10 protein-coding genes are annotated in these 11,025 nt (G+C 60.2%); 4 read left to right on the forward strand and 6 right to left on the reverse strand.

Annotation, left to right across the window (positions count from 1 at the left end):
• Positions 1 to 1,237: FMN-binding glutamate synthase family protein (locus L9Z73_RS17060; RefSeq protein WP_247403200.1), on the reverse strand; the 1,237-nt coding region annotated here is incomplete at its 3' end.
• Positions 1,238 to 1,539: 302 nt separating this feature from the next.
• Here L9Z73_RS17060 and L9Z73_RS17065 point away from each other — a divergent pair.
• Both L9Z73_RS17065 and L9Z73_RS17070 read left to right on the forward strand, forming a co-directional pair.
• Complete coding sequence (locus tag L9Z73_RS17065) at positions 1,540 to 1,818, forward strand: type II toxin-antitoxin system RelE/ParE family toxin (RefSeq protein ID WP_247403203.1); 279 nt, start codon at positions 1,540 to 1,542, stop codon at positions 1,816 to 1,818.
• An 8-nt stretch (positions 1,819 to 1,826) separates the two neighbouring features.
• On the forward strand, positions 1,827 to 2,132 hold the full coding sequence (locus L9Z73_RS17070) for a HigA family addiction module antitoxin (protein ID WP_017844583.1): 306 nt from the start codon (positions 1,827 to 1,829) through the stop codon (positions 2,130 to 2,132).
• Between the two features lie 80 nt (positions 2,133 to 2,212).
• Here the strand turns inward: L9Z73_RS17070 and L9Z73_RS17075 are convergent, their stop codons facing one another.
• Genes L9Z73_RS17075 through L9Z73_RS17090 form a run of 4 tightly spaced genes read right to left on the reverse strand, consistent with a single transcriptional unit; the run spans position 2,213 to position 8,306 of the window.
• A complete protein-coding gene (locus tag L9Z73_RS17075) occupies positions 2,213 to 3,601 on the reverse strand; it encodes an ATP-binding protein (protein ID WP_247403206.1) in 1,389 nt (462 codons plus the stop codon).
• Positions 3,598 to 5,412 carry a DAHL domain-containing protein gene (locus L9Z73_RS17080; protein ID WP_247403209.1) on the reverse strand — a complete coding sequence of 605 codons (1,815 nt, stop codon included), beginning with the start codon at positions 5,410 to 5,412 and terminating at the stop codon, positions 3,598 to 3,600. Before L9Z73_RS17080 ends, L9Z73_RS17075 begins: the two co-directional genes overlap by 4 nt.
• Before the next feature lie 10 nt (positions 5,413 to 5,422).
• Positions 5,423 to 6,379 (reverse strand): cytochrome-c peroxidase, encoded by a 957-nt coding sequence (locus L9Z73_RS17085; RefSeq protein ID WP_426099732.1) that lies wholly within the window; start codon positions 6,377 to 6,379, stop codon positions 5,423 to 5,425.
• 52 nt (positions 6,380 to 6,431) lie between these two features.
• Positions 6,432 to 8,306, reverse strand: a complete 1,875-nt coding sequence (locus tag L9Z73_RS17090; protein ID WP_247403213.1) for a putative bifunctional diguanylate cyclase/phosphodiesterase — start codon at positions 8,304 to 8,306, stop codon at positions 6,432 to 6,434.
• A 257-nt stretch (positions 8,307 to 8,563) separates the two neighbouring features.
• On the opposite strand from L9Z73_RS17090, the gene L9Z73_RS17095 reads away from it, so the two are divergent.
• Entirely contained in the window at positions 8,564 to 9,913 is a 1,350-nt protein-coding gene (locus L9Z73_RS17095; protein WP_247403216.1) for an HD domain-containing phosphohydrolase, read from the forward strand.
• A gap of 48 nt (positions 9,914 to 9,961) precedes the next feature.
• Complete coding sequence (locus L9Z73_RS17100; RefSeq protein WP_247403218.1) at positions 9,962 to 10,375, forward strand: NUDIX hydrolase; 414 nt, start codon at positions 9,962 to 9,964, stop codon at positions 10,373 to 10,375.
• Positions 10,376 to 10,408: 33 nt separating this feature from the next.
• Here the strand turns inward: L9Z73_RS17100 and L9Z73_RS17105 are convergent.
• On the reverse strand, positions 10,409 to 11,025 hold a 617-nt coding region (locus L9Z73_RS17105; protein WP_247403221.1), incomplete at its 5' end, for a LysR substrate-binding domain-containing protein.

The following is an 11,025-nucleotide window of genomic DNA, read 5'->3' on the forward strand; positions in this document are numbered from 1 at the left end:
AGCCGCGCGCCGAGTTGGCCCAGTCGGCGCCGATGGCCAGGACGCTGGCGATGTCGAAGGCGCTGACGATCTTGCCGCTGGCGCCGAGTTTGATCTTGTCGCGCAGGTTCAAGCCCACCAGGGTGTTGTGGACGAACAGCAGGCCGTCGCGCAGCGGCACGCCGATGTGGTCGGTGAACTCCACGGGCGCGGCGCCGGTGCCGCCTTCCTTGCCGTCGACCACGATAAAGTCGGGGAGGATGCCGGTTTCGAGCATGGCCTTGGCGATGCCCATGAATTCCCATGGATGGCCCAGGCAGAACTTGAAGCCCACCGGTTTACCGCCGGACAGCTCGCGCAATTGGGCGATGAAGTGCATCAGCTCGATCGGCGTGGAAAACGCACTGTGGCGCGATGGCGAGACGCAATCTTCGCCCATCAGAATGCCGCGTGTATCGGCGATTTCCTGGGTGACCTTGTGCTTGGGCAGGATGCCGCCATGGCCAGGCTTGGCGCCTTGGCTCATTTTGATTTCGATCATGCGCACTTGCGGGTTCTGCGCCTGCTCGGCGAAGCGCTCCGGGTCGAAACGGCCATCGCGGGTGCGGCAGCCGAAGTAGCCGCTGCCCAGCTCCCAGGTCAGGTCACCGCCGTTTTCGCGGTGGTAAGGGCTGATGCTGCCTTCGCCGGTATCATGGGCGAAGTTGCCCAGCTTGGCGCCCTGGTTGAGCGCGCGGATCGCGTTGGCGCTCAGAGAGCCGAAGCTCATGGCCGAGATATTGAAGACCGAGGCCGAGTACGGCCGCTTGCATTGCGGGCCGCCGACCATCACTCGAAACGAGTTCGGGTCAGTCAGCGGAGCGGGGCGCATGGAGTGGCTGATGAATTCGAAGCCCGACTGGTACACGTCGATCAAAGTGCCGAAGGGTTTGTCGGCGGTTTCGTTCTTGGCGCGCGAGTAGACCAATGAGCGTTGCGCACGGGAGAAGGGCAGGGCGTCGCTGTCGGACTCGAGCAGGTACTGGCGGATCTCCGGGCGAATGCCTTCGACCAGGTAACGGATATTGCCCAGGATCGGGTAGTTGCGGCGTATCGCGTGGGGGCTTTGCAGCAAGTCGAAGAGGCCGAGCAGGCTGAGGAGGCCGGTGACCAGGGTAATGGGCCATAACCACTCATGTTCGATAAAGGGCAGGCTGGCGAGGGTGAAAATGACGCACACGGCAAACACCGCGTAACGGCTTAGCAAGGACAGGCTCATACGGTTACCTTGGGTTCGGACTCTTCTGGTCGGTGCGGCATTCTGCGCCAGTAAGGAAACCCTGAACAACCTGTAGGTGCATTCGCTTGGGTCGCATAGACACGGCGGACTGGCCCGATATAGACAGTTGGCGTGAGGCGTTCAGGCCTTACCTCTAAGGCCGTTCCAGTGTCTGGAACGGCTTTTTTGACTGCGGCACTGACCGCTCGTCGCCATCCCTCAGGGCCTATTCAACTGTCGGTTGAATATATCGACAACCCATGTAGAGTTGGTCATTAACGAATAACGTTAAGCATTAAGCGATGATCAGAAGCTTTAAATGCGCCGAAACCCAAAAACTGTTTGAAACCGGTCGAACCCGACGTTGGTCCGCTGTCATTTCCGTGGTGGAACGAAAGCTGAGCATGCTGGATGCGGCGGTTGAACTCGCTGACTTGCGCTCACCGCCCGGGAATAGGCTGGAACCGTTATACGGTGACAGAGAGGGACAACACAGTATCCGAATCAATGGTCAATTCCGGGTCTGTTTCATTTGGGGGCCTCACGGCCCTGAAAATGTTGAAATTGTGGATTACCACTGAGGTGAATCATGTTTAAGAATGGTATGCGACCTGTACATCCTGGGGAAATACTCAAGGAAGAGTACCTGGAACCGCTGGGCCTGACCGCAGCCGCTCTCGCAAGGGCGCTGCATGTTTCCGCCCCTACGGTGAATGACATTGTATTGATGCGTCGGAGCATCAGTGCGGACGTTGCATTACGCCTGGCAGTCGCGTTGGAAACATCTGCACAGTTCTGGCTGAACCTGCAGACCGCCTATGATCTGCGCACTGCGGAAATTGCCAAAGGCGCCCAGATTTACAAAGAAGTCGAGAGAGTTGCGCATTGCGCATGAGGTCGTATCGGGTCCTATTCGAACTCGATGGAAAGTTCGGGAGTTGATCCGACCGTTGCGTGATGCTTTTTCGAACGGGCCTACACCGCTGTTTGGCGAATGGGCAGCACCACCCGAAACGTGGTGCCTTTGCCCAACTCGCTGCTGACCGAGATTTCACCTCCGTGTTTCTTGACGATGCCGTAGGAGAGTGACAGCCCCAACCCCGTGCCTTCGCCCACTGGCTTGGTGGTGAAGAACGGATCGAAGATCTTCTGCAGGGCGTCCGGGGCAATCCCGCAGCCGTTGTCCGCGATTTCCAGCCAGATGCTCTCGCCTTCCACGCCGTTGCTGATGGTAATGGTGCCGCGTTCCGGCCCGATGGCTTGCGCTGCGTTGATCACCAAGTTCATCACCACCTGGTTGAGCTGCGAGGCCAGGCACTCGATTTCCGGCAAGGGCGCATAGTGCTTGATCACGTCGGCTTTGTACTTGAGCTCGCTGGCGACGATGTTCAGGGTCGAATCGATGCCTTGTTGCAGGTTGGCCCACTGCCAGGTCTGGTCGTTGTCCACCCGCGAAAAGTCTTTCAAGTCCTTGACGATTTGCGCCACACGGCCGATGCCTTCCTTGGATTCGCGAATCAGCGTCGGAATATCTTCCCTGAGAAAGTCCAGGTCCAGGCGATGGCGCAGGGCTTGGAACTGATCATCGCCGATCGCGGTTTCAGCCTGGCGGTAGGCATCGAGCATCTGCTGCAACTGCGTGAAATAGCCCTCGAGGGTGCCGAGGTTGGAGGAAATGAACCCCACCGGGTTGTTGATCTCGTGCGCCACGCCCGCAGCCAGTTGCCCCAGGGACGCCAGTTTTTCCGATTGCACCAGTTGGCTTTCCAACTGCTTGCGCTCGTCGATCTCCAGTTGCAGGGCCTGGCTGGCGTGGGTCAGCGCTTGGGTACGTTGTTCCACCAACAGTTCCAGCTGGCTGGTTTGCAAGGACGCGCGCCGGGCCATGTCCCATTTGGCAGTCAGGGTGTTGGCCATTTGCTGGACTTCGATGTTGTCAAACGGCTTTTTCAGGATCAGCAGCCGGTCATGGGCGTGCAGGCGAAACAGCAGCTCTTCCCAGGAATAATCCGAGTACGCGGTACACACCACCACCTGCAGGTTCGGGTCGACCTTCCACAGTTCTTCGATGGTTTGCGCGCCGTCCCAACCCTGGGGCATGCGCATGTCGACAAAGGCCAGGGCGTAGGGCCGTTGCGCGGCCATGGCGGCCTCGAGCAGTTGTAAACCTTCCTGGCCACCGTAGGCAGAGTCCAGCTCGAACAGCGGGCCTTGCGGTTTGTCGCTGGCGCCGAACAGCGTGGCTTCCATAGCGTCCAGGGCCTGGTTCTGTTCCAGGGGCGGCTTGAGGATCTTGCGGAAATCTTCGTGAATCGAGGGCGTGTCATCGATCAGCAGAATCCGCCGGTTCGGTGGTTGGTTCATGCGGGGCCTGCTGCATCGTTGAGGGGGATTTGCAAAGTGAACAGCGCACCCTTGCCCGGGCCGTCGCTATGGGCGGTCAGCCTTCCATTCATTTCAATGGCTGCCAGGGCACAGCTGTGCAGGCCGAAGCCATGGCCTTCCTTGCGCGTGGTGAAGCCGTGGGTGAAGATCCGCGTCATGTTTTCGGCGGGGATGCCTTCACCTTCGTCTTTGACGCTGATTTGCAGGATGCTGTCCTCCACGGTCGTGATCGACAACGTAATCTGCCGAGGCCTGTCGCTCAGGTTGGACATGGCGTACTTGGCGTTGCTGATCAGGTTGACCATGATCAGCAGCAGCCGGTGTTTGTCGGCCATGATCTCAGGCACCTGGGCATATTCCTTGACCACCGTCACATGATGGCGATTCAGTGCGCCGGAATTCATGCGCAGCGCGTCGTCCATCAGGGCACTGACCTGCAAGGGCTCCAGCACGCTGGAAACCCCGGCGTAGGATTGCTGGGTGGAGACGATGTCCTTGATGTGGTCGACGCTTTTGCTTAACTGCGCCAACTCATCGCTCATGCCCTGTTGCTCGACGGCGATGGCTTCCACCAATTGGTTGAGGTAGCCGGGCAGCAGTTTGCCTTTTTCGTCTTCGCGCAGGTAAGTGCCCAGGTCATCAGGATGCTCGTTGATCAACTGCATGGCCTTGCCCAACCCCGATGCTTTGCTGGTGCGCAGCTTGCGCGCGACCAGTTCGGCGGAGATGTTCACGCTGTTGAGCACGTTGCCCACGTTGTGCAACACGTTGGTCGCGATCTCCGCCATGCCGGCCTGGCGTGCGCTGTCGAGCAGTTCGCTTTGCGCATCCTTGAGCTGGCGGGTGCGTTTTTCCACGCGCTGTTCCAGGCTCGCGTTGGCGGTGTGCAGGGCGCGGTTGACCCGGTTGATCTCGGCGAAACTGCGCAGCAGCCGAATGGCCAGGTACAGCAGCAACGCCACCAGCAGGGTGGAGAACACCAGTAAGTAGTTGTGATACTTCTGCTCGATCAGGTCGGAGGCCTGCTGATCCTGATTGAGGTGGGTGGTCAGCTCGTCCAGGCGCTCGGCCACCGGAACTGCGGCGATCTGTTCCAGCAGGGTGTTGACCAGCGGCTGTTCGCGCAGGATCAGCGCAATGTGGTTGCTGAGAATGTCCACCGGCAGGTGGAAGTCAGCCGGCAAGCGTTCTTTGTTCACGGCCAGCAGGTTCAGGCCCAGCAGGATCTCGGCCGCGCGGTCGTCACTGGCGACCTGGGCGAATTCCATGCTGCTGAGCAACAGGTCATAGGTGTCGGTGGCCACGTTTTGCAGGGGCAGCCGGCCCTCGTCGTCGAGCCGGGAGAACGCAGCCTGGATATCGTCTTCGGCGGTCGGCAGGAACGCCAGGGAGTTGCGCAGCACCGCGTTATGGGATTTGAACTGGTCGATCCGCCGCGCTTTGTCCTGGATCGCCGCCTCGCCGGCGTCCAGGCTGGCTTGCCAGCCGGGCAGGTCTTTAGGCGCGTGGTATGACTCGTGGTGGCGCAGTTCCTCCCAGAGTCGGGTGATCTGCGTCAGTGGCGTCACCAGGGGATCGTAGTTGTGGGTCAGGGCGATTCTGGCCTTGAGCACTTCACTGTCCCACTGCGCATTGAGCTGCTGCATCTGGCGGATCAGGTCACGGGACTCGGTATAGCGGCTGGTCTGGTCGGAGGTTGACTTGATGTACAGGAACACCAGTACCGATGCCAGCAGCACGGTCGCGGTGGCCAGCAGCAATTGGACGACGTTGTGGCGGGAGAGTCTCATGACCGTCTGCTCATAGAGGTTTGCCCGCCCATTGGCCGGTCAGGGTCTTGAGAAATTTGATGATCTGGTCCTTGTCTTCTGCTGAGGGAATGCGCCCCAACTGGAAGGTGAACATCACGTCCACGGCTTCTTCCAGGGTTTTTGCTGAGGCATTGTGAAAATACGGCGCGGTGACGGCGACGTTACGCAAGCTGGGCACCTTGAACACGTTACGATCTTCGTCGTCGTGGGTAACGAGGTAGCGGCCCAGGTCGGTCTCGGCAGGAGGGCGGTCCTTGAAATAATCCCCCATGACGCCGAATTTCTGGAACATGTTGCCGCCGATATTCATGCCTTGATGGCAGGCGATGCAGCCATATTCCTTGAAACGTTGGTAGCCGTATTTTTCTTCGCGGGTGAGGATCTCGGTATTGCCTTGCAGGTATTGGTCGAAGCGTGAGTTGGGCGTGAGCAATGTGCGCTCATAAGTCGCCAGGGCATTTTGCACATTGGCCGCCGTTACGCCGTCGGGGTACACCTGGGTGAACTGGGCCTTGTAATGCGGCATGGCCGCGAGGTTGTCGACCACGGTCTTCCAGTCGCTGCCCATTTCCCGCGGGCTGATGACCACCTGTTCGACCTGAGCCTCGAGGGTGTCGACCCGGCCATCCCAGAACTGCTTGAAGTTCAGGCTGGCGTTGAACACCGTGGGCGTGTTGATCTTGGCCGGTTGGCCATCAACGCCCAGGGAAAACGGCTTGTCGTCGGCCCCGCCCGTCTCCAGTCGATGGCAACTGGCACAGGACAGGCTGCCATTGACCGACAGGCGTTTCTCGTTGAATAACTGGCGCCCCAGCTCAACCGTTGCCGCATCCAGCAGCGGCACCGGCGGCAGCGGTTTGAGCGGTTCATCCAGCGGCGCGGCCAACACGGGCAGGGCGCCGCCATACCCCAGGACGACGGCAAAGCCGAGTGCCCGAGGGGACAGGCGAGGAGAGCGAGAGGGGAGACGGCTCAAGCGTTCGTTCCTTGATAGACAGTTATTGGTCAGGCATCAGGCTGGGGTGCCCGGCCTGCATCAATTGAGCGAAGTCATCGGCAGCCACGGCTTTGCTGAACAGGAAACCCTGACCCTCCTCACAGCGGTGGGCTTTGAGAAATGCCAACTGCTCCAGCGTCTCGACGCCTTCGGCAACGATGTTCAAGTCCAGACTCTTGCCCAGGCTGATGATGGCACTGATCAGTTGTGCGTCCTGGCTGTTTTCGCTCAAACCGCGCACGAAGGATTGATCGATCTTCAGCACATCGATGGGAAACCGTCGCAAGTAACTGAGGCTGGAATAGCCGGTGCCGAAATCGTCGATCGACAGCCGCACGCCCAGGGCCTTGATGCCTCGCAGGGTGACGAGCGTGTCCTCGACGTTTTGCATCAGCACGCTCTCGGTGATTTCCAGTTCAAGCAAACCGGGCGCCAGGCCCGTGCGCTCCAGAATAGCCGCCAGGTTGGCGACAAAATTGCGCTGGCGAAAATCAATCGCCGAAATGTTCACCGAGATACACAGCGCAGGCAGGCCGGCGGCGCTCCAGGCCTGCGCTTGCTCGCAGGCTTGGCGCAACACCCATTGGCTCAAGGGCACGATCAGGCCGCTGTCTTCGGCCACGGGAATGAAGGCTGACGGGTAGATCCAGCCGTGGTCGGGCTGGTGCCAGCGAATCAGCGCTTCGGCGCCGACGATCAGGCCGCTGTTCAAATCCAGTTTCGGTTGGTAGTGCAAAATAAATTCATCACGCTGCAAGCCCTGCCGGATCGCGGTTTCCAGGCTCTGCTGGGCCTGGGCGCGCAGGTTCATCTCATTGATGAAGAAACTGAAGTCGTTGGGGCCACGGGCTTTGATGGTGTGCATGGCAGTTTCGGCGTTCTTGATCAACTCCACCGCGCTGAAACTGTCGTTGGGGTAAATACTGATGCCCAGGCTCGCGGTGACGCTCAAGTCATGCCCGGCCACATAGCGTGTCGCGCTGATGGCGCCGAGCAGTTTTTCGGCAATGTACTGGGTTTGCTGAGGGTGCTTGATGTCGTTGAGGATCAGCACAAACTGGTCGGAGCCATAGCGAAACACCGAATCGGACTCGCGCACCGTGGCCACCAGGCTTTGGCTGACCTGCTTGAGCATGTCATCGCCGACCGGGTAGCCCAGGGCATTGTTGATGCGCTTGAAGCGGTCCAGTCCGATAAATATCACGGCCAACTGAGTGTCATGGCGCCTGCAGACGGCGATCGCCTGCGTCAGCCGGTCGCCCAGCAGGGCGCTGTTGGGCAGTTCGGTCAGGGCGTCGTATTGCAGCAGGTGCGAGACCTTGAGCAGTTCCTGCACGCGTTCTTCAATCGTGCGCTCCAGCCCCATCAGTTTGAGCGCCGCGTCCTGGGCCAGTTGCCATTTCCAGGTCAGCGCACTGGCCATTTGGCGGATTTCCAGGTTGTCGAACGGCTTTTTCAGGATCAGCAACTGGTCGCTGTATTGGATGCGCGCTTCGATGGCTTCGAAGGAATAGTCCGAGTAGGCCGTGCACAGGGCGATCTGCAGGTTTGGGTCGACGTTCCACAGCTGTTCGATGGTCTCCAGGCCGTCCCAGCCCGGCGGCATGCGCATATCGATGAACACCAAGGCGTAGGGCGCCTTGTCAGCCACGGCCTGGTTGACCAGGGCCAGCGCTTCCTGGCCCTGGTAGGCGGAGTCCAGTGCAAAGGTCTGGCGCACGGTGGGGGCGGTGCCGAACAGGGTTTCTTCGATGCTGTCCAGGGACTGGCTGCCATTGGTATCGGCGCACAGGATCTTGCGGAAATCTTCGTGGATGGAGGCTGTGTCATCGACGATCAGGATTCGCCGGTTGGCCCGTCCTGAGCTCGGGTTCATGACTGACACCGGGGCGCTGGCAACTGAAGATTCTGGCGCATCGGGCTTCCTTACCTTGAATGCTTCGCTATACGGGGAGTGCTCACGGCTTCATGCAACAAGCATAGTCGGATCCCTTGAATAAGTACGCCAGTTGGCGTCAAATCAACCCCACTTAGCCCCGCGTGCATCTAGCGCTCATTGCTTGCGCAAGTACAGCGATGGATCACGCGGGGGCGCAATGAAGCAACTGTGTGCCATTGTCAGGAGGTGTCGCCATGGATGAACAAACAACTGCTACGACGTCCCCTTACAAACCTACTATTTTGCTGGTCGACGATGAAGAGTCGATCCTCAACAGCCTGCGCCGCCTGCTGCGGGGCCAGCCTTATGATGTGCTGCTGGCCGGCAGTGGTGCCCAGGCCCTGGACATCATGGCTGCCCAGCCCGTCGACCTGATCATGACCGACGCGCGCATGCCTTCGATGGACGGCGCGATGCTGCTGGCCGAGACCCACCGCCTGTACCCGGCCACCACGCGCATCCTGCTGACCGGTTATGCCGACATGACCATGATGATCAAGGCGATCAACGAAGGTCAGATCCACCGCTATATCAGCAAGCCCTGGAACGACGAGGAAATGCTTCTGACGTTGCGCCAGTCCCTGGAGCACCAGCATTCCGAACGCGAGCGCGTGCGTCTTGAGCGGTTGACCCGTGATCAGAACGAGCAGTTGAAGGCGCTCAACGCCACCCTGGAAAAACGCGTTGAAGCCCGCACCAGTGAGTTGCAGCAAACCGCCGACATGCTCGACCTGGCCTACGATGAGTTAAAGCGCAGCTATGTGACCGGCACCGAAGTGTTTTCGCTGCTGGCCAACCTGCGCCTGCCCAAGCATAAGCAGACCAACCGCCAGTTGATCGAGCTGATCCGCGTGTACTGCAAAGCCCAGTCGGTGGACGAAGCCAGCGCCCGTGACCTGGCCATGGCTGCGGCGCTCTACAACATTGGCAAGTTGAGCTGGAGCGACAGCATGATGGCCGCCCCGTCGGACCTGCTGCACAGCAACGACCGCGAACGCTATCGGGTCTACCCGACCCAAAGCGAATCGTTATTGATGACCCTGGAACCGATGAAGGACGCCGCCCGGCTGATCCGCCATCACCAGGAACGCTGGGACGGCACCGGGTTTCCCGATCACCTCAAGGGCGATGCGATTCCCGAAGGCGCGCGGTTGCTCAAACTGGCGGTGGACTTCATCGAACTGCAGAAAGGCCTGATCCTGGAGCGGCAGATGAACAGCGGTGAAGCACTGCTGTACATCCGCAAGTACGCGGGGCGGCTCTATGATCCGGACATGGTCGAAAACTTCGTCCTGGCCTGCGCCACGTTCCTCAGCGACGTGACCCTGGGCGACCCCAACGTCAAAGTGCTAAGCACCCGCGAACTGGCCGAAGGCATGGTCCTGGCGCGCAATCTCAACGCCGATAACGGCATGTTGCTGCTCAATGCCGGCAAGGTGCTCAACCTGCCGCTGGTGGACAAGCTGATCGCGTTTGAAGCGATGGAGGGCGCCAAGTACAGCGTGTTTATCAAGGAGCCGGAAGAGCCGCAGCTTTTAGGCTGAGGCGCTTCATGGGATTATTGTGCCTTTGCATTCAAGGTGATTTTGTCCATGCCAACCACTATCCGTATCGCCGCCGCTCTCTTGATCGGCGGCGACGGCCAGACTTTGCTGGTGCGCAAGCGCGGCACCCAGGCGTTCATGCAGCCTGGCGGCAAGATCGATGCCGGTGAACAACCGGTCGAGGCGCTGGCCCGTGAGCTGCACGAAGAACTGAACTTGCGCATCGACCCGAGCCAGGCGGTCTACCTCGGCCGCTTCTCGGCCCCGGCCGCCAACGAACCGGGCTTCACGGTGCAGGCTGAACTGTTCCAGGTGCAGATCGATGTGCCGGTTACGCCGGCGGCCGAGATCGAAGAAGTGCGCTGGATCGACCCTGCCGGTGACGGCGGCCTGCACTTGGCGCCCTTGACGCGTGAGCTGATCCTGCCGTTTTATCGCCAATCGCTGACCACCACCGCCTGATTGGCGCGCTCAAAGGACTGAGCCGTGCGTCCCTCAACGCACTGCGCTGACCCCATCCAATGTGGAAAACGACGTGTCCTTGGCCGTGAGCAGAAAGTCGCGCATGTAGGGCGCGTCCAGCATGTCTGCACGAATCCCCGCATACAGCGTCGCAAACAGGCCTTTTTCACCCAGGCGCTTGGCCTTGACGTAACCGCGCGAGCTGTATTCATGCAGCGCCCAATGCGGCATGCCGCACACGCCACGACCGCTGGCGACCAGTTGCATCATCATCACTGTCAGCTCCGAGGTGCGCACCTGGGCCGGTTCCACATCGGCGGGTTCGAGGAACCGCGTGAAAATGTCCAGGCGGTCGCGTTCCACCGGGTAGGTGATCAGGGTTTCGCTGAGCAGGTCTTGCGGCACGATGTACGACTTGTTCGCCAGCGGGTGCTGGTTGGCCACGGCCAGCATGGCTTCGTAGGTGAACAGCGGCACATACGTGATGCCCGGCAGCTCCAGCGGGTCGGAGGTGACCACCAGGTCCAGGTCGCCACGGGCCAGGGCCGGCAGCGGGGCGAAGGCGAAACCGGACGCCAGGTCCAGCTCGACTTCGGGCCAGGCGTCGCGGAACTGGTCGATGGTCGACATCAGCCATTGGAAGCAGCTGT

Origin of the sequence: Pseudomonas emilianonis (assembly GCF_023072625.1) — a bacterium.
Taxonomy (GTDB): Bacteria; Pseudomonadota; Gammaproteobacteria; order Pseudomonadales; family Pseudomonadaceae; genus Aquipseudomonas; species Aquipseudomonas paraveronii.

What these genes read in the sequence shown, in the direction of transcription:
- L9Z73_RS17065 (WP_247403203.1), top strand. Translation starts at nt 1,540, where the DNA reads ATGATCAGAAGCTTTAAATGCGCCGAAACCCAAAAACTGTTTGAAACC.
- L9Z73_RS17070 (WP_017844583.1), top strand. Translation starts at nt 1,827, where the DNA reads ATGTTTAAGAATGGTATGCGACCTGTACATCCTGGGGAAATACTCAAG.
- L9Z73_RS17075 (WP_247403206.1), bottom strand. Translation starts at nt 3,601, where the DNA reads ATGAACCAACCACCGAACCGGCGGATTCTGCTGATCGATGACACGCCC.
- L9Z73_RS17080 (WP_247403209.1), bottom strand. Translation starts at nt 5,412, where the DNA reads ATGAGACTCTCCCGCCACAACGTCGTCCAATTGCTGCTGGCCACCGCG.
- L9Z73_RS17090 (WP_247403213.1), bottom strand. Translation starts at nt 8,306, where the DNA reads ATGAACCCGAGCTCAGGACGGGCCAACCGGCGAATCCTGATCGTCGAT.
- L9Z73_RS17095 (WP_247403216.1), top strand. Translation starts at nt 8,564, where the DNA reads ATGGATGAACAAACAACTGCTACGACGTCCCCTTACAAACCTACTATT.
- L9Z73_RS17100 (WP_247403218.1), top strand. Translation starts at nt 9,962, where the DNA reads ATGCCAACCACTATCCGTATCGCCGCCGCTCTCTTGATCGGCGGCGAC.